The organism is Nostoc sp. UHCC 0870 (assembly GCF_022063185.1).
GTDB lineage: Bacteria > Cyanobacteriota > Cyanobacteriia > Cyanobacteriales > Nostocaceae > Trichormus.
Map to the genome: position 1 here is coordinate 1,398,887 of NZ_CP091913.1, position 22,343 is coordinate 1,421,229.

The window sequence follows — 22,343 nt, forward strand, 5'->3', positions numbered from 1 at the left end:
AACAATCCTCTATGAGAAGATTCTTAAAAAGAATAAAGTTGACTGCTGTTACTATATTAATTGCTTTTACTTTAGTTGCCAGCAATGTAGTAAATCATCGCCAAGTAGATGCAAATGCTCAATTGATAAATGAATGTTTAATGGTAGGACAAAAAGACTGTAATGCTCTTGCTACAGCACCTAGAATACCAACAGCTATACCTGAGATTGAGCAGTCAGACAAAGAACGCTTTTTGGCTGCGATCACCAATAATTTATCCACCATTCCCCAGCCGGGTAGTTATGAATATATTTTACTCAAAGCATACGGTGCAGCTTTTGTAAATCAAAATGCAGCAGTTAAATTACCATCAACAGTTCTGCTAAATAACGAGGAAGAAACCCAAACATTTCAAAATACTTTAACAATGCTTAAAGTCAATGGTACAAATGACTGTTACTTACAAGCATCAGCCGCCGCAGCTTTAAATCAAGCCCGTTCTCAAGAAAATATTCCCTTAAAATCTGGCTATGGTTCTGGTGATTGTACTCGCAGTTTTGCTACTAATTTAAGGTTTTGGAATAAGTATGCTAACCGAAATACGTTAAATCAAGTGAGAGAAGGAAGAGAAACAGCAATCCTTGGTGTTGTTGCACCACCAGGAACATCACAACATCTTTGGGGATTAGCAATTGATTTGCGGGTATCTCATCCCAAACAAAGACAAATTCTCAATCAAAATGGTTGGTTTCAAACTGTCGCCAAGGATGTTCCACACTGGACTTATTTAGGTTTAAGTGAGCAAGATTTACTCAATTTTGGTTTAAAAAATCAAGTAGAAAGAGGAATTAGCTATTGGGTGACACCACTTTAGTTATGTCTATAAATTTTAAATATTATTTCTGAAAGCTTCAAAAAAAGTTGGTAGTAAAAATTTTATTACTACCAACTTTTTTTATATTTTTAGAGGTATTAAAACGGCAATATTCTTCTAATTGTCCGCTCGATAATTTCTTTAGCCAGATTATTAACCCAGTTATTTACATCTCCTTCTGAAACTTTTTCTGCATCTACATTCGCTGGTGGTTTATTATCTAATTTTATCTCTGATTTATTGATACCAGCTTCCGATATTAATCCCAAAAAACTGTTAGAAGGAATTGCTGAATTGAACCCTGTTTTAATTTCTTCAGTTTTACCTCCAGACTCATTTTGTACTGGTCCTACAGTATCACCTTGACCGTGAATTCCTACGACGCGTCCAGAAACATCAAATACAGGCCCACCACTCATACCCCTGCGTGTTACAGCATCATAGCGCATGGTGTAACCCTCGTTGTTGCTGGAACGAATAGTTGTAACTTGTCCGTTAGTGAAGGCGTATTCTCGTTCTGTTCCCCCTTTAATTGGTAGGGGATAACCAGAAATATAAATACCAGAACCAATGCTGGCTTCGTCAGAATTTGTTAATGGTGCAATAGTCAATCCGTCCTTACTTTCAAATTTGACTATGGCTAAATCAAGACTTCCTGTACTCCCCGATAAACTTTGTACTTCTTTGACAGAATATTCTTTACCCTTGAAAGTCCTAATCATGTATTCAGAATTAGGATTTTTAACTACATGATTGGCGGTTAAAGCTGTGTAAGTGTTACCATTTTTGGCAATAATTACTCCAGACCCACTATCGCCAGGACTCAGAGTATTATTAATTTGGACAGTGGTAGGAATTGCAGTTTGTGCAACTTCTTTAGCAGATTTAGCAAATGCAGGCTGAGTGATTACAATACTGGCAACAACTGCTGTTCCTGCTAGTAAACTTGGTAGTGGATATAAACGATTCATAATTATTTTCTCGAAATGAATTGCAGGTATGTAGTAATTGGGATTCCCCAACTGGAATGAACCATTTGGTTTAATAGTTCTGGCTTGGGGGATGTACCATCATCAAATGTATAAACTCCAAAATCTGGGTCACGGTTTTTTACCCGTCCGTTAATTCCCACCAATAGACCTTGTTGGTTAAAAATCGGGCCGCCACTCATCCCTAAACTGATATTATTGGTGTAACCTAAGCGATATCCTTGGTAGAGTGACTTAAGTAAAAGTAAAGACACTACTCCTTGGGTAAAGCGAAACCCCCGGATACCCTGATCAAAAGTTGTGGTGATCTGGTCTTGGCTATACATAGGAAATCCAGCTGTATGCACAAGTTCACCTGGTGTTACAGGTTGCGGATGAATGGCGGCGATGCGGTAAGGCTTTGCACTACGAAACTGAACAACAGCCATATCTACTTTCCCCACTTGCACAGAATTTTGTGTCAGGGGAAGATGTTTTGTACCATCAAATGTCATTATTGTCAATTGATTAGTAAACCCAACTACGTGCCAACTTGTCAATAATGTATAAATTTGTCCTTGTCGCCGCACGATTACACCCGAACCTGATGCGGAATCTGTGAAAATACGAACTGTGGTTTGACGAGCAATTTGTTTGATTTCTGACTGCACTACATCAGTGAATATAGCGGGACGAACCTCTGCTATACAGATCATCGGATGAGTGCTTAATAATCCAACGCCAACACTAATCCATCCCAGTCGTATTAATAACATTTATAACTCCCTAAGATTACCAGGAGAAGGTTGTTGGGGTGCGGGTTGAGAGTTATTGGTAGATGGTGCTGGAGTGTTATCTTCACCTAAGTAGCTGCTGACATCAATGTAAGGAATCTCACCACTTTCGTAAAGTGAAGGCGTTCCGGCTCGACCTTCGCGCCATGCTAAAAGATTGTTCAGTGTTGTTACTGCATCTTGCTTTGGTTTGAGGGTATAAATAAGCCCTTCGCAGCGACCATTAAATTGACTGGCGGTACAAACCACTCGTTGGCGATTCATGATCCCGACAGTAATAAATCTCAACCTCTTTTGTTGGCGGTAAGTTTCCAAACGACCACTCACTTCTCGACAACGGGTGAGTGAGTCGTAACCACCTAAATTAGAAGTCCACCGAATCCAAGGCTCTATACCACCAATATCGTTACGGTACATAGTAATTGGTTTTCCTGTGGAGGTATCGCAGTAAAAACCTCTAGTATTTTGTGTCCAGCCTGGTTGCTGTGTGTTAATAACTGTACCGATAGCGATCGCACTGGCTGTAAAGATTGTGATTAATGATGAAATTTTCATTGAGTAGGGTAATTTTACGTAACTTAGATAACAATAACGTATTTATTATTCTATTTGCAAGCGCAGATAAGCGATTTATCTCTTGATGAAGAGCAAAGGGAGCAGGGGTAGGCTAAATCTGATACGCGTAAGAGATGCAGAGATTGAGCAATTCAATTTTTGGCTGTCAATAACACAACTCAGCCCAAAAGTATAATGTTTAGCAACTTTGATAATTACTACAATAAAATAGTCACACACCCAACTCTGGAGTTCTCACAGTGGGCTTATTTGATGATTTTAGTCGGTTTCTGGAAAACCGTTTAGAGGAATTCTTGCGTAATAATCCGCATCTGGAATTAGAGGCGTTGTTAGAACAGCTGCGACAGCAAGAGGAAGATACATTAAAATTGATTGCAGATTTACAATTGCAAGAGAAGCGATCGCAAGAAGATATTCTCTCCACTGCACAAGAGATTCAGCGTTGGCATATTCGTGTGCAGAAAGCTAAGGATTCAGGGAGACAAGATTTAGCTGCGGCGGCGCAAGAGAGAGAAGCAACCCTATTGCGTGAAGGAAATCAGCTTTGGGGACATATGCAAGGCTTGAAAGAACGCATCGCCCAATCTCAAGAATTGTTACACAAAATCCAAGTGCGGCGGCAGGAGGTACAAACCAAAGCAGCAGAAGCACAAACAACACGCGCTAAAGCCCAGACGCAACAGCGTATAGAAACTAACGGTTGGTGGAATACCGCTAACACCTCTAGCAGTGGATTTGATGACTTAGAAGAAAAGTTTCGGCGTTGGGAAACCGAGGATGAATTAGAACAGATGAAGCGCAATTTGGGAAAATAATCTGTACATTCCCAAACTTAAGAATGAAGGACATCCCCAAAAATTTTATCCTTCATTCTTCATATGTCATTAAATCTAGAAAAATCTGCTTTATTCTTAATTGAATTTTTACTAATTATCAATTATCTAAATTTTAAAATGTTTGTAGTAAGGACTTTAGTCCTTATTTTAGGACTCAATACTATTTTTTTACATTACCTAACATGGTTTGGTTTTTCCAGTCGTTCTACTTTCAATAAATAGTGAAATCTTTGTTTATTTTTTATATCAAGATTCAATTCTCTGCTAAAGTTGAATTAACCAGAGTGACAGGCTTGCTTTTTATTAATTTGTGATTTTTGTGATTGCCGCAGTATTTTTTGTCGTTCCAGATTACAACTGAGGCATGGATAGAAGTATATTTTTAGATGTGTTATATAGCCTACAAAGACTATTTGTAGGTTACATCCCTGCTGCTGTTGTAGGTAGTTTCTTCGGATATTTAATTGGAGTCAATGGTGCAATTTATGAAATATTTAGACGAATAGTTCAGATACCTCATAGTATCCCCCCTGTAGCTTGGCTACCCCTAATGCTGGTTATATTGCCAGAGAAAGAATCAGCAATTGTGATAGTAATTTTTGTTGCTACCTTCTGGACAATTCTGATCAACACAGCCATAGGTATGCGACATTTTCGCAGACAAGACAATAACTTTCGAGTAGCTATATTTCATATATTTCATGCTCTGAAAGTTGGGGTTTGGGTAGCATGGTTTACAGTAATTGCCGTAGAAATGCTAATAGATCAAAAAGGACTTGGTTCTCTGGCTTGGAATGGATATAAATCTGTCAACATCAATTACATATTTGAGGCAATAATTTATATAGGTGTTATTGGTTTTTTGCTGGATCAGTTACTCGACTTAGCAGGATATATGCTGGCTCAGATTGTGAGTAATGGTAAAAAATCTGACTGAAATAGTCCTAAATTTTTAAGGTGCGTTAGCCTACGACATAACACACCCTACTGAGATAGTCCTGAATTTGGCAATTTTTAACTGATTAGTTGATGCTCAATTTTAATCTTACGACTTGCCATATTCTGCATAAACAAATCTGTTGTTAGTGCTGCTTCCACTGGCCAAACTCCTGGTTTTTTGAGTTTACCTGCTAATAATAATTGAGCAATACTCCCCGTACCACATCCAGCTGCAATGGCGGTATTTTCATGTACTAAATTTGAGCAATAAACAGCATCCTTACCATTTATTTGCCCTGCAACTTCTGAACGCACTGCTACCCCAATACCACTAAAAACATTGGTGACATCTGTCATTAAATGACCGACATGAGACAAAAATTCAATTGTACTGTGACGCTGCATCCACCACTTAGGAAAAATGTGGGCAGTAATCCAAGTCAGATGATTATAAAAATCTGGGACTGAACCAAACTTAGTAATCACAGTGTTGACATTGGGAAAAGCATGGGGAATTGTGAATGTTTCTGGCATATCAAACCAGTAAACTCCACTGCGTTGATAAGGAGACGGAAAATTGACAATTTCTCTGTCACTATATGGCTTAACTAATTGCCATTGTCCATCTATCCAAGCATCAAAAGGATGTTGCAATCCTAAAAAAGTGGTTCGCATGACGGTAATACCAGCACCACCAGAACCAGCAACTAAATAACTTAAATGTACCTTTTCTGGCTCATGGAATTGCTCGATACCTTGGCGTACCATACTATTAGAAATGCCGGGAAAAATACCAGTATTAACAATAGCAGTCACCCCAGCCGCTACGGCTTGTTCATGATAATTTAAAGCTTTGCTGGTAAAAGAACGGTGGTCACTAACATCTAAATAATTGACCCCATGTTCAATGCAGAGTTTAAGAACATTAGCATCACGGTAATGAAACGGCCCCGCACAATGGATAACTATATCAGAGTTGGCGATCGCTTCCCTCAACTTGTCAACATCTGCCAAGTCCAACACCAGCAAAGGAAAATCAACCCCCTTACCCATCTCTGGGGAACGCCCCGTGATAGTAATTTTTGCTTGGGTGTGGGTAGCTATATCCTGGGCAACACTGCTACCAATGCGCCCCCTTCCTCCCAGAATTAAAACGCGGTCTGTCATTACTCCCTGTAGGCAACGATACCTCTATTTGACCAGTTTTTTGTCCTGTTGGCATCAGTTACAAGTATGAATTCGTAATTCGTAATTCGTAATTCGTAATTTGTCCCCTACACCCCTACACCCCTCCCTCTAAAACACCCTTCTCAAGAAAGCGATAATTTCCGCCCAAGCTGAGGTAGAGGCGGCTGCATCGTAGCGATAACCATCGTCGCGCATGAATGTATGTTCTGCTTCATACAGATGCACTTGGTGAGGAATTTTAGCTTGTTCTAAAGCTGCAATTATAGTGTGGCGGTCATTTTCTGGGATGTGGGGGTCGAGAGTACCCAGTATTAATAACATTTCATTGGTGATTTCATTTACTCGGTTGATGGTATCAGCGACTCCTTTACCTAGTTTGCCGCTAGGAATACCTGTAGGGTAGCAGCAGACGGAGGCTTTAATTTCACTAGCAAAGGCGGCTCTAAAGGCTAAATGACCACCGATACAAAAGCCGAGAGTGCCGATTTTGTTTGGATTGACTGCACTTTCACCTTTAAGAAAATCAATCATAGCACGACAATCAGCATCATATTCTGCGATCGCAGTTCGCCGCGCATCATTATTACCTCGCATTCTCCCCAAATCATCCGGCTGAATCACCATCCCAATTGGTTCAAGACGATGAAAAATCTCTGGTGCTGCTACCACATAGCCAAATCCCGCTAAGTAGTTAACTAAACGCAGCATGGCATCACCCAACTGATAGATATCACTGTAGAATAAAATCCCAGGGTAAACGCCTGATGGTTTAGGAGAAGCAACATAAACCCGCATCAAGCTATCATCTACCCGTAACTCCACATTACGCTTAGTAATTTGCACTTTTTTCGCTCCATCTCATGCTTTCAATAGCTTCTACATGAGTGAGTGGGGAAATCGGGATTTAGTCATTAGACCTCTTCCATAAATATTTTTTTGTTTCGCGCATTCGCCCTTGGCGTTCCCGCAGGGTAGGCGCAAAGGCGCAAAGAAGGACGCTATAACTTTTGCAAATGGTCTATTAGTCATTAGTTTTTCTACCCTTGTCCCCCTTCCCTTGTCCCGTTATCCCTTCAAATTACGTGGCGGTACAGTTTGCCCCTCATAGAACTGCTTACGGAGTTTGGTTAAGCCTAACCATGCTGCACCGAAGATAATAGGCGTTACTGTCTCCAAAACTATCACCGGAACTGATGTGATATCTAAAAATAACGACAATATCGGGCTACTTGCTAAAGAAACAGCAGCTATTACGCCACTCCAGAACCTTAATTGCTCAATCCTCGCCAACGCAGTTCTACAACTGGCACACTTTTCTGTATGGGAATAATACCTTTCTAGTAAATATTCTTGAGGAATTGGTGGCGGGAAAGCTTCTCCTGGGAACGGTTCAGCGTTGTAATTATTCACCCACTGACGCAATTCAAATACAAAACTATCTGCTTTTGTCGGTAGATAGAAGGCTTTAGAAAAATTCGGACTACCGCCTTTTGCTTCTAGATAGCGTTCTTGATAGTGGAGAAAAATTTGGTCATCTTCTAAAACACCATTCTGCCCCAGGTGATAGTACCAGCGAGGCCTCAACTTAATAAATATACCCGGCAGTTTGGAAGGAAACTTAAAGGGAAAACGGGCGAATAAACGACATTCACCTTTGCGGATGGGTGTAGCGTAGACAACGGTAAGAATCCTACCGCGTTCCGCGTTGATATCGTGCCACATTAAAGCAGGTGCAACAAAGGTTGTAGATAATTCTCCTGTTTGTCCAGGTTTTAGTCCTTGCTTCCAAATGCCTTTAAAACCGTGTTTGTCAGATTTCGCCACCTCCAGTTCTAAAGGTGCGGCGTTTTTTCTATTTCCTACTGTGCTGTGATGGGTGAAAGCAACATGGCTGGGGTCAAGTATATTCTCCAGCAGCGTGAGTGCATCGTAAGGTACATCTCTAAAGGTATTGATGATAACCCACCCATCAGGCGATGTTTCTAATGGTTCAATAACAGGAATTTTAATTTTGTTAGCGTTCTCTGGGTTGCCAGCATACACAAATAACATACCCTGCCGTTCAGTGGTAGGCAATGATGACGCACAAGCGCGTTGAGAAGTCTCCGCTTGTCCGCCTTCCGGCTGCTGGGGAATGCGCTGACAATTGCCATCACCAGAAAAAGACCAACCGTGATAAGGACACTCTAACAGTCCTTCTTCATTAATTCGGCCTTCAGAAAGTTGTGCGAGACGATGGGGACACTGGTCTGCAAATACTTGCCAGGACTGAGATTGCTTGTCCCACCAAATGACGATATCTCGACCCAACAGAGTAAAAGCAGTTGGTTTTGATTTATCTAAATCTTCTAGGTAATGGACAGGATACCAAGCTTCATTCCAGTCAAAAGACTGCGGGTCACTGCCACCAGGTAACATTTCCTCTACGGTAGATTTTATCTCTAGCATCTTTTCGTTTATTAACGTCGCGTCATTTCAAACAATTGTTGGGCGTTTTTCCCTAAGAAAGCCTGAAAAAGTTCTTGCTTACCTGGTGCTACTTCTACTAAATAACGTTGGGCAATTTCATAATAGGCATAAGTCCAAGGAATTTGTATTTCTTCACCGCTAATATCATCAATGACTGTCACCATTTCCTTCACTGCTGCGGTGGCGGTTTGACGTAAACCACAGGTAACATCACCCTCAATTTCTGCTTTCATCGGTACACCCAAACTAGCCAAACCACGAGCAGTAGTATCTATATCTGGGTATGCTGGCGTATTTTGGCGGTTAACGTAGCCAGTAAAATGATTGACAGCGTAACCATGTAACAGCACCCAAGCACCATATTGAGTAACTTGATTTACTGCTTCTATTGTAGAACGTAGAGGAATTTTCCAAGGACGAGTAAAAGCTGTTTGGAGTTGTTGAGTAATACTTTCATTATCACCCTCTTTTTGTAGGAAGGGAAAAGTCACTTGATGCTGAATTGTAGAGCCGGTTTGATAAATTAGTTTGGCAATATTATCAGGTAATTCATCTACAATTAACTCACTAATAAACAGCTTGGGTAAATCAAATTCTACTTGTTGTGGATGGTGATAGTAACGAGCATAAAGGTGAGTTTGAGGAAAAGTATATTCCCCAACTGGTTCGTAACCCAAGGCTTCGGCGATTTGTCCTAAATAGTTGATTCCTAAGTTAACGTGACCTTGAGGACTATCAACTACCATCCGCAAAGACCGAAAGGCGATATGGTCATTGGCGACTGTTCCACCCGCCGCAGTAATCATTTGTTCATAAGTTTGGGCATAATTAACTCTGGCTTTGTATTCTTGCCAAAGTGATTCCCAGAGATGACAAGCAATTTCAGGCTTCATTTTAATTTTGAATTTTGAATTTTGAATTTTGAATTTTGAATTGATTTGTCCCTATTCCCTTTCCAAATGCAAAATCTCAGCGAGAATATCCAAGGCGGTTTGAATTTGGTCGCTTTCAATAACTAGGGGTGGACAGAAACGAATTGCGGCTTTACCACAACCCAGCAATAGCAGACCGTGTAAGAAGGCGGATTGAATGATGCGATCGCGCAATCTGATATCATAATTTCCATCTGCATCAAATAAATCGACTGCTACCATCAAGCCTATGCCTCTCGGTGGGGACATTCTGGGAAATGTTTCATGCAGTTTTGTCAGTCCAGCTTTTAGCAGTTCTCCCATTTCCGTAGCGTTACTCATCAAGCCACTATCTAATAGTCGCAACGTCGTAATAGCTGCTACACAAGCTACAGGGTTTCCGCCAAAGGTGGTGGCGTGAGAACCAGGTGGCCAGGTCATTAATTCAGGACGGGCGAGAATTGCACCTAATGGTAAACCACTGGCTAGACCTTTGGCTGTGGTAATAATATCAGGCATTACACCCCAATGCTCAATGGCAAATAAGCGTCCGGTGCGTCCCATACCTGATTGCACTTCATCGACTACCATTAAGATGCCGTGACGATTGCAGATATCCCGGATTCTGGCTAAAAATCCATCTTCAGGGACTATGTAACCACCTTCGCCTTGAATGGGTTCTACTATAATGGCGGCTATTTCCTGGGGCGGTAGGATGGTGTTAAATAACTGTTGTTCTAGCTGGTCAAGACTGGCGTGAGTCCCGTAGGGAATATGAGTTATCCCTGGAACTAATGGCCCGAAATGGGCGCGTTGGACTGTTTTAGAACCAGTTAGAGACATTGCGCCGTAGGTGCGTCCATGAAATGCACCTAAAAAGGCCACGATGAGCGATCGCTTGGTGTAATATCGAGCTAGTTTCATCGCTCCTTCGTTAGACTCTGCGCCGGAGTTGGTGAAAAATACCCTCCCACCGTGGGGAAAGGGGGCGCGAATGGCTAAATGTTCGGCGAGTTCTACCATCGGTTCATAGTAAAAATCCGTCCCCGACATATGCAACAGCCGCGCCGCCTGTGACTGAATTTCCTTGACTACTTCCGGGTGGGCGTGACCGGTGGCGGTGACAGCAATACCTGCGGTCATATCTAGAAATACGTTGCCGTCTACGTCTTCTAGCATACAACCCTCGCCACGAGCCACCACTAGGGGATAGTCGCGGGTGTAAGAAGGGGAAGTTACGGTGCGATCGCGTTCTACAATAGCTAAAGCTTTCTTTCCTGGTAAGGATGTCACCAAATGCGGCGCACGAGGTAAAGATTGATTAATGGGGATACTTAACATTTTGTTTTAATTTTTTGCTAAATACGGATAATTAAACTGTAATGTGCAAATAGTAACAGTAGCATTTGATTCTATTCTGTATATAACTTACGCATTGACAGACTCGCAATAATATGTACTAGTGATTGTGGAAAAATACAGATAATTTTTCATGAATCCCCAGAAGGATTTTTTGATTTGCAGTTCCAATAAAAAAATCTCGCAGCCATAGATACCCCTAACTTTTCACGGTATCTGGAAAACCCCTCTCCATAGAGCGAAGCTCTTCTCGTAGAGTACCTCTCCCCCGCAAGGCTACGGTGTACACACATCTTTTTGCTGGGTGCAAAATGTGGTTTGATCCCCCTAAATCCCCCTTAAAAAGGGGGACTTTGATTCTTGTTCCCCCCTTTTTTAAGGGGGGTTAGGGGGGATCAAAACGATGTGGGATAAGGTTATCAGACTTGTGTGTACACCGTAGCCTGCAAGGAGAGAGGTTAGAGTGTATTGCATACAAACGAGAACTTCTATATTCATAACACCATCATTCAACCTCAGAACTAGAAGATTCTCCTTTGCAGCAAGAACATTCTCACTGGAAACAGGGAGGTTCTCGTTTGAAACAGAAACATTCTCGTTTAGAACAAGAACCTTCTCACTGGAAACAAGAATACTTTAGTTGGAAACAGGAACATTCTCGTTCGCAACACGAAAGTTCGGGTTCTGAACATGAAACTTTGTGTTCAAAACAGAAAACTTGGAGATAAAAGCTAGAGTGATGAGGTTGGGAAGGTATATTTTCGTGTTCTCATTAGAGACAATCGCGTAAAATTGCTAAATTCTCACGCACAGTCACAGTATTAGGATGATTCGCTCCTAAACTTCGCTCTAAAATATTCAAAGCTTGGGAATACAGAAATTCGGCTCGCTGGTAGAGTCCTTGGGAATAGTAGAGTAATGCCAAGTTGTTGAGGCTGTTGGCGACATCGGGATGATTGTCTCCCAGCAGGCGTTGTCTGAGTTCTAAAGCTTGGAGATACAGGGGTTCGGCTTGGTCGTACTTTCCTTGGGAATTGTAGAGTCCAGCCAAGTTGTTGAGGCTAGAGGCGACATCGGGATGATTGTCTCCCAGCAGGCGTTGTCTAAGTTCTAAAGCTTCGAGATACAGGGGTTCGGCTTGGTCGTACTTTCCTTGGGATTCGTAGAGTCCAGCCAAGTTGTTGAGGCTAGTGGCGACATGGGGATGATTGTCTCCCAGCAGGCGTTTATAAAGTTCTAAAGCTTGGAGATACAGGGGTTCGGCTTGGTCGTACTTTCCTTGGGAATAGTAGAGTAATGCCAAGTTGTTGAGGCTAGAGGCGACATCGGGATGATTGTCTCCCAGCAGGCGTTGTCTAAGTTCTAAAGCTTCGAGATACAGGGGTTCGGCTTGGTCGTACTTTCCTTGGGATTCGTAGAGTAATGCCAAGTTGTTGAGGCTAGTGGCGACATGGGGATGATTGTCTCCCAGCAGGCGTTTATAAAGTTCTAAGGCTTGGAGATACAGGGGTTCGGCTTGGTCGTACTTTCCTTGGGATTCGTAGAGTAATGCCAAGTTGTTGAGGCTAGTGGCGACATGGGGATGATTGTCTCCCAGCAGGCGTTTATAGAGTTCTAAAGCTTGGAGATACAGGGGTTCGGCTTGGTCGTACTTTCCTTGGGAATAGTAGAGTAATGCCAAGTTGTTGAGGCTAGAGGCGACATCGGGATGATTGTCTCCCAGCAGGCGTTGTCTAAGTTCTAAAGCTTCGAGATACAGGGATTCGGCTTGGTCGTACTTTCCTTGGGATTCGTAGAGTGCTGCCAAGTTGTTGAGGCTGGTGGCGACATCGGGATGATTGTCTCCCAAGCGGTTTTGTACTGTTGATAAACACTGCTGATACCAAGGTTCGGCTTGGGTATATAACCCTTGTCCTTCATAGAAATAACCCAAGCCGAAGAAAGGCGAAATTAAATCTTCATCACTGACATATTGAATGAGATTGTTTGCTACTTCAGTTATGTGTGGTATGGCAAGGGAAACAGCGTTAATTTCTTCAAGGGTAGGAGTCTCAGGAATTTGTTTAGCAACTGCTACCATTACCTGACAAAACGATCGCTTAAATTCCTCTGCTTGCTCTAAACCTGTAAACTTAGATTGGAAAAATTCCCGCAGTAGGGGATGTATTTGATAGATTCCTTCACCTTTGCGCTGGAGTAAATGCAGATTCAATAATTTATCATCACGAATTTCTTCTAACTCATCCTCATCTTTCTCTGGTAAGCACTGTTCTACTAAGTTCCAGGGTATGGGTGCGGTTGCAAATAAACTGAGTACACAGCCTAATAGCCTATCATCCTCTGCTAATTCCTGCCAACTCAACTCAAAGGCGGCTTTTATTCCCCGTTGTGCTGTCATATCTGCTTCTGGGTTGACAGTTGCCGGTTGTTCTAATCGCTTTTGCTTTAATCGCCCCATCATTTTCAATAGGGACAAATCTTGTTTTTTCGCTAAATATCGCCCCACCAACTCTAAACCCAAAGGCAAATATCCCAGCCATTCACACAACTGTTTTGCTACATCTAATTCTCTCTCAATTCGCCCTGGTGTTTCTGCCAGCAAAGACCGTAACAACTCCAATGCTGCATCTGGTTGTAATACATCTAAAGATAATTGCTTGATGGCTGCACCTAACTTTTGGCGCGTAGTCATCAACACTTTAAATCTGGAAGATGCGCCCTGTAGGTAAGGTTTGATTTGCTGGTAATCTGTAACATCATCCACCACCAGCAGCACATTACCCTCACGCCAATTCCGCCAGCAGTATTGTACTTGTGCAGGTAAATCAACATCTTCTGGTGGGTTTAAATCAAGCTGAGTCCTGGCAAACCGCACCAATTGAACGCCCACATCCTCAACTTTCGCCTGTAACCAGCACAGTCCACCTTTGTAGTTTTCGCGCTGTGTCATGGCATATTGCAAGGCGAGTTCTGTTTTACCCAGTCCACCCATTCCCAAAATAGCCGCAATAGCTACTTGGTTATTTTCCTGCAATAGTTCATGGAGTTCTTGCAGTTCTTCATCACGTCCCACAAATTTCACCACCCCACTCAGGGGTAAATTTTGCGGTATTTCAGGATTTGACTTTACCCGTTCCTGTCCGGGCGACTGTAGTCAGTTGTATGTGTTGTGCTGTTCCCCAATTGTGATTTGTTGAGCAACCATTGCCCCTTTTTCAGCTTGGATACTTTCTGCTAACTTGGCAAAGTTATTAACAATTGATGGCTGCGCTTGAATTTCTGCGGCTAATTTTTGAATCTCCTCAGCACTCTGGGACTGATCTTGATTGATTGTTGCTTCTACTTCCCGTACTGATTGAGCAATATCGTCATCTGTATCGGCTGCGGCTTTCAACTCCAACACAGCTTTACCATAATCTAACGCCTGCTGTGTGTTTTCCTGTGACGTATTCGCTAACAAGGGCAGCTTATTTTTCTGGCGTAGCTTTGCGATTAACTCGTTACTTTTTTCTAATGCTGCTTCTCCCAGCTTTTCGCCTGTTTTTTCTAAAGCCTTAGTTAAAACTATAGTAGCGATCGCAGTTCCTACGGCTGTTAATGTTACTGCTTCCATAAGTTAACAATAATATTACGAGATTATACTGATTTTTCTCAGCATAACAGTTTTTGAACAGAGAAAAAAGCACAAATTATAACGGTTTGCAATTGAATGGAATACAGACCTAACCCCTTGCCTACAATGGAAGGGGTTGGGGGTTAGGTTTCACGTTCACTTTTCCACATAACATGAAAAGTCAGATAGATACCCCTACACCCCTACACCCCTACACCCCTACACCCCTACACCCCTATTTCAAACTAGAGGGGTGCGGAGATTTTATACTACAGGGTTAGGTTGAGTTTCTCCCGCACGCTGGAAGAGGTTTAATGCCTGGTCAAATGTGCTATTAATACATGACAGAATTATACATTGCAAAATTTTTTGAATTATGAGTATTCTATTCAGCCAAAAACTCAGGGTGACAGTAGGGATTGCTGCATTGTTACTGGTAGGTTTAACTGGTAGTCATCTATATAATCACACCAAAAATCAAGAGCTAGCTAAAAAATCTCAGGATGTTGAAAGTTTACCTGTAACCCAGCAATTAAATAATCCTATTAGTGCATCACGCATTTCTCAGACTTCTCTGCCATCTACGGCTGTTAATGTCAATTTTTTGCAGAGAAACGATGAACAGGTAAATCAATATAATATATCTAAGTCTGACCAAAATCTAGCGACCACATCTGTCAGTTATCCCATTGTTGATGAATGGCGAAAATATAAATATAGTGTCAATGGTAATCAAGTTTTATCAGCAGCAAAACTACCAACCACTAACGTTAAATTTAATCAGTCAGATTTATTAAGCGTACTTGTAAATACGAGAAAATATTTCCAAGAACACGGTGCAGCAGATCCAGATATTTTAAGACCGGGATTGCTAAGTACGCAAAAAGTTACTACAGCAGATATCCTAAAAACTCTAGATTTCATGATTGTAGTTCTTAGAGAGGATATTGCTAATAAGCGCACTACGCGGTTACAAAACCCCGATTTTATCAATAGAAATTTTCGAGTAATTCGATGGACAGCCTATAAACCAGAAGCCCCTAAACAAAAGCAATTACGCATTACTAAATATGCTGTATTTACCCATCCAGGGACACGTAAAAAAACATCAACCTACAATACGCCTATCTACAGTTTAAAAGATAATGCAGCTACAGATAAATTCTACACAAAATATACAAAACAAGATGTTTTATCAGGAATTTATGAACCTGGGGGCAAAGAATTTGGCAAAGTTACACCCTTAGCTTATTTAACCCGCAATGGTTTAGAAGAAGCCTTGATGCAGGGAACAATCCTGATTAATTTTCTAGATGGTTCTCAGGCATTTTTTAACGTCGATAGAAATAATGGCATATCTTACATCCGGGGTTTAAAAGCAACAGCCCAAAAGCGTTATTGGTATTTTAGACAAGTTGATGCCATTAAAGGTTATGGATACAAAATAGATGCCAAGATTTCTATTAAACCAGGAGTAACATTTGCTGGCGATGTCTTGAATATTGGTTTAGGCAGAGTCGTTGTCATTGAACACACTCAAGGCGGACGCAAACAGCTACAAATGGGAGTGATTGCAGATACAGGCGGAGCATTTTTACCCAACCTGTATCAACTAGATTATTTAGCAGGTATTTTCCCTGATCAAAAATCATTCCGGCAACATATCAGTAAACTACCAGAATATGCTAACGCCTATTTTTTAGTTAAGAAATAATGCAAATGGGGCATGGGGCTAATCAATTCAAAATTCAAAATGACGCTCTCTACGAGACGCTGCGCGTTAGCGGAGCTTTCGCTTTAGCGATACGCGGACTCGCTCTAAGCGAAGCTATGCCGTTGGCGAAGCCTCTCGAAGAGAAGGCTTTACGCTGCGCTAACAAAATTCAAAATTAAAGACAATTAGTGGGAAGTTGTAGCTTGCTTGTCGTAGGCTACTCACCACTAATTGTTCGCGTAGCGTCCCGTAGGGAAGACCGCCAAATCATTTTTCACCTGTCACCTGTCACCTGTCACCTGTCTCTACTCTCTCCACAAAGCAATACCACCAAGTAACCCAGTGATATTAGGAATGAGTCGGACATTTAAAGGTAGCTGAAAATTTACTTTGACTGCTTCACCGCCGCCAATATAGAGATAATCATAATTAAACAGCTTTTGCAAAGATGCGATCGCCTTTTCTAAACGACGATTCCATTTTTTTTGCCCAACTTTCTCTAAAGTCGCCCTTCCTAGCTGTTCTTCGTAAGTTTCATCTTTCCGAAACTGATGATGTCCCATTTCCATGTTCGGTACTAATTTACCATCCACAAACAAAGCCGAACCAAAGCCTGTACCTAAAGTAATCACCAATTCTACACCTTTACCTTTAATTGCCCCAAAGCCTTGCATATCCGCATCGTTAATCACCCGCACAGGTTTATTTAGTTGTTGTAACAATGCTGTTTCTAAGTCAAACCCAATCCAATATGAATGTAAGTTGACGGCTGTTTCTGTGACACCACAGCGCACTACACCAGGAAACCCCACGGAAACCCGATGGAATTCACCTTGGGCAGCTGCTAATACCATAATGGCATTGATGACTACCTCTGGTGTTGCAGGTTGGGGTGTATCCACACGCGCCCTTTCTGTCACAGGATTTCCCGCAATATCCAACACCATCGCTTTCACACCACTACCGCCAATATCAACGGATAAAGTACGAATTGAACCATTATCTTCAACCATTGATTATCCTCCTGGTGAATGTTTAAGATTTGGTTATTATGCGCTGAATTAGGGGTTAAGGGATAGAGGACAGGTGATAGGTGACAGGTGACAGGTGATAGGGGATTGGGGACTGGGGACTGGGGATTGGGGATTGGGGATTGGGAAGTAAAAAGGTAAAATGGCAAAGGTGAAAGGTATCAATTCCTATTTCCTATTTTCTGTCACCTATCACCTGTCACCTGTCACCTCTTCCCTGTTCCCTTCCATAAAAATGCACAGTTTTATTCCCCCAGAACGGTTTTTTTCCCTACCTTACCTGGACTGAGATTCAGGCTATGCCAAATAAGGAAAATGTGGTCATCATTCAACCTGTGGGGGCAATTGAACAACATGGGCCTCATCTCCCACTGATTGTTGATGCTGCTATTAGTGTAGGAGTTTTAGGTAAGGCTTTGTCTAAGCTGGATGCTAATATTCCCGCCTATGCTTTACCCACTTTATATTATGGTAAATCTAACGAACACTGGCACTTTCCCGGCACGATTACCCTCAGCACAGAAACACTCACAGCTACAATCATGGAAGTAGCAGAAAGTATCTACCGTTCGGGATTTAGAAAGCTGGTATTGATGAATTCCCACGGGGGACAACCCCAAGTTATGCAAATGGCGGCGCGGGATTTGCACGTTAAGTATGGTGATTTTTCAGTATTTCCGCTTTTTACTTGGCGTGTGCCTCATATCACTAAAGAATTGCTGACACCGAAGGAAGCAACTCAAGGGATGCACGCCGGGGATGCGGAAACTAGTATTATGCTGGCGATTTTACCAGATCAGGTGAAGTTAGATCAAGCTGTAGCTGAGTATCCGCCAGAACAGCCTGAAGGTAGCTTATTGAGTTGGGAAGGGAAATTACCTGTGGCGTGGGTGACAAAAGATATTAGTAAAAGTGGTGTAATTGGTGATCCTACCACGGCGACGAGAGAAAAAGGCGATCGCATTTTAGAATCTGTCTCTGATGGTTGGGTAGCGGTGATTAAAGAAATTTACGCTTTTCGTCAGCCTGGTTAGAAGTAATCGCCCCCAGTGCAGAAGACTAACTTATACTAGTTATACTTAAATCAACTTTAACAATCACGTCATTGTAGTCTTTATCGCCCAGATTAGGTAAATCCTCAAAACCAAAGATATTATTACCTAACAAGCGAATATGGTCACTCTTGTCGGAGTTAGCACCCAAAAAGGGGAAATAAACCGCCGGATCATTACTGGTGTTACTATCTAGTAAAGCTTCGGGTCTACCATTGACAATAATAAATGGAACAAAAATCCCCCCACCCGAAAAAGAACTATTATAAGTGGCGGTAGCTTGGTTATTCACTGTTAAATTTATCCCTGCAACCCGTTGATTGATAGCAGCTTGGATATAACCAGCTTGTCCAGGGAGAATATCCTCTACACCATCATTATTAGTATCAATGCCACCATTAACACCAGTCACCTGATAAAAGCCTACAAAACTGTCATAGGATGCTTCTCGGTAAACGCTAAATTCTGCATTTACAGTACCACTAATCCCCCTTAAATCAATCATCTCACCTTGAGAATTATTTTGCAGCCCTGTACCCAAGGGTAGGAGATTATCTGTAGCTTGAACATTCACCACCAGGTTATTAAATTCACTGACATTGTTATTAGAACTATCCCGCCAACCCAGAGAGAAGACATTATTTCCTAAATCTGTAATCTTTTGGCTAGAGGTATTAGAGAATATGATATCTGCAGAACTGGCAGAACCAGCTTTAACAGCATCAAAAGTATTATTTTTGATCAAAGCAAATCTGAATTTTTCATTGGTAGAAAATTCTAGAGTTCGAGTCAAATTGTTACTATCAAATCCGTTGGGAATATTCGCAATAGCAGAGAAAATTACTGCACTTCTGGCTATAGCTGCTTGAATGTAACCTGCTGCACCGGCAGCAATACCGTTGATTGTGCCATTATCATCATCAACAGTAAACACTGCCAATTCATTCACTAATTGAGAATTTCGTCCTGTGAGGGAAACTTGCAATTTAGTAGTCTTTTGGAAACTACTGATTTGGAAGATATCATTAGTGCTATTAACTAACTGTGTAATTTGGAGTGGTGCAACTGTCAAAACAAACACATCCTCTACAGAAGCATTAGCCTGATCTTTGGCAGTTACTTTGATATTGAAATTACCAGCAGTGGGAGGTGTGCCGGTGAAGTTGCGTGTATTGGAGTCAAAGGTTAACCAATTGGGTAAGGGGTCGCCATTTTCTAGGGTGGCGATGTATATGAGGGTGTCCTGAATATCTACATCATTGAAAGTGTCGGCAGCAAAGGTAAAGTTAAAGGCTGAACCTGCGGTGGCTATTTGATCGGCTATACTATTAGCGATCGCAGGCGCATCGTTGACTGAGTTAACTGTGATGCTAGTAGTCTGAGTATTACTACTAAAAGCTGTGCTACTTCCATTAACCGCAGCATTTACTCCTGTCGTACCGCTTGCAACTCCATTGGACTCATCCCAGGCGCGGAAGGTAAGACTAGCTTGGCCGTTATAGTCAGCGTCGGGGACAAACCTAACTCTGGTTTTTGTCTGTAATTCTATCCGTGTGAGTTCACTAATCGCTGTTGCAGAGGTAGTATTATCGCCAAAGAAAATGAAATTAGGTGTTTCGTAAGCATCGTAAGGTAGAGAATTAATTGGAGATGGTGCGCCAGTAGTATGATTAAACGCACTGTAATCACGGAGATTACCACTCAAAATAGGGTTAGATGAACCCGCAGCGAATAGCGTATAAGTGTTGTTTTCAATGACTAAATCATAACGGGTGGCTGGGGTAGTAGTTGTATCTCTAAATGCCCGTTCCGTTGTGCTGTGGGTAAATAGTGGGGTAGCTGTCTGCGCCCAAATTTCATCTGTCCAGAAGCCAAGTTCAATTGCTTTAGTCTTGTCTTTGGTGACAACAATGACGCTAAATCCAGCACGGTCTATAATACTGTCACCGTTATCATCACTGGTGTTTTGGTTACTGTTAATTTTAACATCAAAGCTAACCGTAAAGCCCTTAACAGGGTCAAGCTCAGGAAAAGATTGGTTAAATAGAACTGGGGTGTAAGAATTATAATTGCTGTAACCAGATGTCCCACTTAATTGTGTGAATGGGGAAGCAGCTGTTGTGTTGCTGTTTAACTGAGTACCACCACTAATCAGAGATTGAATACCGCCAACGCCAAGTAGAGGTGCAATAGCAGCCGAAGTGCCAAACTTAAGCCAGCCTTGGGGAGTGGGTAAACTATTTAATGAGCCGTCGTAGAGTTTTACCCTAGCACTGAGGACTGTAGCTGAGTTATCGGAGACTGTACCAAAGTCTATCCAGTTAGTACCGCCATCTAGAGAGTATTGCCATTTGCCATTGCTGTTGTCTACCCCAGTGACAGCAATACCTTGGGGGTCTGGGTCACTGTCGCTAATTAAGCCATTTATTAGGTCAGCAAGTGAGCTACCCTTGTTACTGATAAGGGGTATATCCTCATCAATATTTTGTAGAGTGGGAGTACCAGCAGTCAGGTTTGGTGCAGTGTCGTTAACGGAAGTAACGGTAATTGATGCTCCTTCGTAGGCTGTACTGAAAGCTGTTGTACCACCTGTACCAGCCAAAATATTCGCTGTGCTACCTGCTATACCTGTTGTTTGATCCCAAGCGTAGAAGTTAATCTCAGAAGTGCCACTGAAGTTGGCGTTGGGAAGAAAGCGAATTTTGGTAGTAGCATTTGCCCCCAGCAACCGGGCTGTAACTAAATTGGGAGTGCCGAAGCTATTCCAAGTAGTGCCATTGAGGGTATATTGCCATGTACCGTTGCTGTTATCGACGTAGGTGACAGCGATGCCTTTGACAGCATTTGTATCAATGTCGCTAATTACACTGTTAATGATGTCAGCAACTATATCTCCTGAGTTATTGTCAGCAAGCACGTCTTCTGTAATTGCTGTGAAGGCTAGATTTCCTGTGTTGTCTAGTATTGGCGCATTGTTAACGATAATTAGGACATTTGGATAATTTTGCTGAACTTCTGGCTTGATCGCTAAACTAGATGATATCAGTCCAATTCTTACTACTAATTCCCAACTTCCCCCCTGTTGGCTATTACCTACTTTCCCTGGGGAGGCGGCGATATTTGCCCCTGTAAGTTGGTGTAGTTGGTTTAAAAAAGTTTTTCCCGTTTCTGCGGCTGCTACTTCACATCCATAAATGAGGATGTCTGCTACTTGCCATTGCTTTAGTTGCTGTTGGTAGGTGTGGAGATTTTCTAAGTTTAGTGCAGTGTTACCTAGTTGCAAGCTGCCAGAACTACCATGTGCTATCAGTTGTAAGCTGGTAATACTGTTTTTATAGATAGCTGTTGTGATTTGAGTAATGCCATCTTGTTGGTTATCCAAGATGATGACTTGTGCTGCTGGCTCAATACCCTCCATTAGCAGTTGATAGTCATTCACTGCTGAGTCAATGACGACTAAGATGTTGTCACGATTGTCTTGGCTTGAGACTGGATATGAATTTAATATTGTGGGAGATGCCATATTTATAAACTGGTTTGTGTTGTATTAAGTAGCTAACTGTGGTTTTTGTAGCAGCATAAAATCTTCTTCTGCCTGCCTAATCAAAGCAGTAATTTATGAAAAAAATAAAGGTTCAAAGCCTCGCCTCTAGTGGGCAAAAAAATCTTTGTTTCCCTTGGCGCAGGCTCTGTCTACGACACGCTCCGCGAACGTAGATAAGGTAGGTATAAACCCCACCCCTTGTGGGTAGCCGTCTTTAATTTTGAATTTTGAATTTTGAATTTTGAATTGATTTATTGCTGGTTATAACTGAGGCATTGTGAAGCGTCAATATAAAAAATAAGTAATTTTACGTAATGCCGCTTAATTTTGTATAAAGCTTTTCGCTCAAAGCCATAGCTTGCTCTTGCTATTGATCAATAATTGAGTTGAATCTATCAAAGCGGATTACTATATAGTCATGAGGGTGTAGAGAAATGCCCATATCTAATGGAGGTACTCCGTTAAATATTTGTTAGTGTAGAAGTAATGCAACCT

General features: G+C 41.9%; 17 protein-coding genes and 1 pseudogene. 6 read left to right on the plus strand and 12 right to left on the minus strand.

Annotated features, from left to right (window positions below):
• Window positions 1–11: 11 nt before the first annotated feature.
• On the plus strand, window positions 12–854 hold the full coding sequence (locus L6494_RS06250; protein WP_237992561.1) for a D-alanyl-D-alanine carboxypeptidase family protein: 843 nt from the start codon (window positions 12–14) through the stop codon (window positions 852–854).
• Between the two features lie 98 nt (window positions 855–952).
• On the opposite strand, the gene L6494_RS06255 is transcribed toward L6494_RS06250, so the two are convergent.
• The 3 genes from L6494_RS06255 to L6494_RS06265 are packed head-to-tail and all read right to left on the minus strand — an operon-like array spanning window position 953 to window position 3,171.
• Window positions 953–1,825, minus strand: a complete 873-nt coding sequence (locus L6494_RS06255; RefSeq protein WP_237992563.1) for a S1 family peptidase — start codon at window positions 1,823–1,825, stop codon at window positions 953–955.
• Between the two features lie 2 nt (window positions 1,826–1,827).
• On the minus strand, window positions 1,828–2,598 hold the full coding sequence (locus tag L6494_RS06260) for a S1 family peptidase (protein WP_237992565.1): 771 nt from the start codon (window positions 2,596–2,598) through the stop codon (window positions 1,828–1,830).
• A complete protein-coding gene (locus L6494_RS06265; protein WP_237992567.1) occupies window positions 2,599–3,171 on the minus strand; it encodes a COP23 domain-containing protein in 573 nt (190 codons plus the stop codon).
• A 260-nt stretch (window positions 3,172–3,431) separates the two neighbouring features.
• On the opposite strand from L6494_RS06265, the gene L6494_RS06270 reads away from it, so the two are divergent.
• Both L6494_RS06270 and L6494_RS06275 read left to right on the plus strand, forming a co-directional pair.
• Window positions 3,432–4,007 (plus strand): TIGR04376 family protein, encoded by a 576-nt coding sequence (locus L6494_RS06270; protein ID WP_237992570.1) that lies wholly within the window; start codon window positions 3,432–3,434, stop codon window positions 4,005–4,007.
• A gap of 385 nt (window positions 4,008–4,392) precedes the next feature.
• Window positions 4,393–4,965: a nitrate transporter gene (locus L6494_RS06275; protein ID WP_237992572.1), complete on the plus strand. Its 573-nt coding sequence runs from the start codon at window positions 4,393–4,395 to the stop codon at window positions 4,963–4,965.
• Window positions 4,966–5,042: 77 nt separating this feature from the next.
• Here the strand turns inward: L6494_RS06275 and L6494_RS06280 are convergent, their stop codons facing one another.
• The 5 genes from L6494_RS06280 to L6494_RS06300 form a co-directional block, all read right to left on the minus strand.
• The gene (locus L6494_RS06280) at window positions 5,043–6,134 is read right to left on the minus strand and encodes a saccharopine dehydrogenase family protein (protein WP_237992583.1); all 1,092 of its coding nucleotides are present in this window, start codon (window positions 6,132–6,134) and stop codon (window positions 5,043–5,045) included.
• A 129-nt stretch (window positions 6,135–6,263) separates the two neighbouring features.
• The gene (locus L6494_RS06285) at window positions 6,264–6,998 is read right to left on the minus strand and encodes a dienelactone hydrolase family protein (RefSeq protein ID WP_237992585.1); all 735 of its coding nucleotides are present in this window, start codon (window positions 6,996–6,998) and stop codon (window positions 6,264–6,266) included.
• Between the two features lie 222 nt (window positions 6,999–7,220).
• Window positions 7,221–8,603 carry an aromatic ring-hydroxylating dioxygenase subunit alpha gene (locus L6494_RS06290; RefSeq protein ID WP_237992595.1) on the minus strand — a complete coding sequence of 461 codons (1,383 nt, stop codon included), beginning with the start codon at window positions 8,601–8,603 and terminating at the stop codon, window positions 7,221–7,223.
• A gap of 11 nt (window positions 8,604–8,614) precedes the next feature.
• Window positions 8,615–9,517, minus strand: coding sequence for a DUF1338 domain-containing protein (locus L6494_RS06295; protein ID WP_237992597.1), 903 nt, complete (start codon window positions 9,515–9,517; stop codon window positions 8,615–8,617).
• 51 nt (window positions 9,518–9,568) lie between these two features.
• Window positions 9,569–10,876 carry an acetyl ornithine aminotransferase family protein gene (locus L6494_RS06300; RefSeq protein ID WP_237992599.1) on the minus strand — a complete coding sequence of 436 codons (1,308 nt, stop codon included), beginning with the start codon at window positions 10,874–10,876 and terminating at the stop codon, window positions 9,569–9,571.
• Between the two features lie 554 nt (window positions 10,877–11,430).
• On the opposite strand from L6494_RS06300, the gene L6494_RS06305 reads away from it, so the two are divergent.
• Window positions 11,431–11,622: a hypothetical protein gene (locus tag L6494_RS06305; RefSeq protein WP_237992601.1), complete on the plus strand. Its 192-nt coding sequence runs from the start codon at window positions 11,431–11,433 to the stop codon at window positions 11,620–11,622.
• Window positions 11,623–11,666: 44 nt separating this feature from the next.
• Here the strand turns inward: L6494_RS06305 and L6494_RS06310 are convergent, their stop codons facing one another.
• Both L6494_RS06310 and L6494_RS06315 read right to left on the minus strand, forming a co-directional pair.
• Window positions 11,667–13,976, minus strand: a complete 2,310-nt coding sequence (locus L6494_RS06310) for a tetratricopeptide repeat protein (protein ID WP_442947006.1) — start codon at window positions 13,974–13,976, stop codon at window positions 11,667–11,669.
• Between the two features lie 72 nt (window positions 13,977–14,048).
• Complete coding sequence (locus L6494_RS06315; RefSeq protein ID WP_237992605.1) at window positions 14,049–14,507, minus strand: hypothetical protein; 459 nt, start codon at window positions 14,505–14,507, stop codon at window positions 14,049–14,051.
• A 376-nt stretch (window positions 14,508–14,883) separates the two neighbouring features.
• On the opposite strand from L6494_RS06315, the gene L6494_RS06320 reads away from it, so the two are divergent.
• Window positions 14,884–16,221 carry a hypothetical protein gene (locus L6494_RS06320; RefSeq protein WP_237992608.1) on the plus strand — a complete coding sequence of 446 codons (1,338 nt, stop codon included), beginning with the start codon at window positions 14,884–14,886 and terminating at the stop codon, window positions 16,219–16,221.
• Window positions 16,222–16,526: 305 nt separating this feature from the next.
• Here L6494_RS06320 and L6494_RS06325 read toward each other — a convergent pair whose 3' ends face one another.
• Window positions 16,527–17,234: an ROK family protein gene (locus L6494_RS06325; RefSeq protein WP_237992610.1), complete on the minus strand. Its 708-nt coding sequence runs from the start codon at window positions 17,232–17,234 to the stop codon at window positions 16,527–16,529.
• 253 nt (window positions 17,235–17,487) lie between these two features.
• Here L6494_RS06325 and L6494_RS06330 point away from each other — a divergent pair.
• Window positions 17,488–18,286: pseudogene (locus L6494_RS06330) on the plus strand (creatininase family protein).
• Window positions 18,287–18,311: 25 nt separating this feature from the next.
• Here the strand turns inward: L6494_RS06330 and L6494_RS06335 are convergent.
• Complete coding sequence (locus tag L6494_RS06335; RefSeq protein WP_237992612.1) at window positions 18,312–21,827, minus strand: choice-of-anchor Y domain-containing protein; 3,516 nt, start codon at window positions 21,825–21,827, stop codon at window positions 18,312–18,314.
• Window positions 21,828–22,343: the final 516 nt, after the last annotated feature.

Coding starts and splice junctions, on each gene's coding strand:
- L6494_RS06250 (WP_237992561.1), top strand. CDS start 12: ATGAGAAGATTCTTAAAAAGAATAAAGTTGACTGCTGTTACTATATTA.
- L6494_RS06255 (WP_237992563.1), bottom strand. CDS start 1,825: ATGAATCGTTTATATCCACTACCAAGTTTACTAGCAGGAACAGCAGTT.
- L6494_RS06260 (WP_237992565.1), bottom strand. CDS start 2,598: ATGTTATTAATACGACTGGGATGGATTAGTGTTGGCGTTGGATTATTA.
- L6494_RS06265 (WP_237992567.1), bottom strand. CDS start 3,171: ATGAAAATTTCATCATTAATCACAATCTTTACAGCCAGTGCGATCGCT.
- L6494_RS06275 (WP_237992572.1), top strand. CDS start 4,393: ATGGATAGAAGTATATTTTTAGATGTGTTATATAGCCTACAAAGACTA.
- L6494_RS06280 (WP_237992583.1), bottom strand. CDS start 6,134: ATGACAGACCGCGTTTTAATTCTGGGAGGAAGGGGGCGCATTGGTAGC.
- L6494_RS06290 (WP_237992595.1), bottom strand. CDS start 8,603: ATGCTAGAGATAAAATCTACCGTAGAGGAAATGTTACCTGGTGGCAGT.
- L6494_RS06295 (WP_237992597.1), bottom strand. CDS start 9,517: ATGAAGCCTGAAATTGCTTGTCATCTCTGGGAATCACTTTGGCAAGAA.
- L6494_RS06300 (WP_237992599.1), bottom strand. CDS start 10,876: ATGTTAAGTATCCCCATTAATCAATCTTTACCTCGTGCGCCGCATTTG.
- L6494_RS06315 (WP_237992605.1), bottom strand. CDS start 14,507: ATGGAAGCAGTAACATTAACAGCCGTAGGAACTGCGATCGCTACTATA.
- L6494_RS06320 (WP_237992608.1), top strand. CDS start 14,884: ATGAGTATTCTATTCAGCCAAAAACTCAGGGTGACAGTAGGGATTGCT.
- L6494_RS06325 (WP_237992610.1), bottom strand. CDS start 17,234: ATGGTTGAAGATAATGGTTCAATTCGTACTTTATCCGTTGATATTGGC.
- L6494_RS06335 (WP_237992612.1), bottom strand. CDS start 21,827: ATGGCATCTCCCACAATATTAAATTCATATCCAGTCTCAAGCCAAGAC.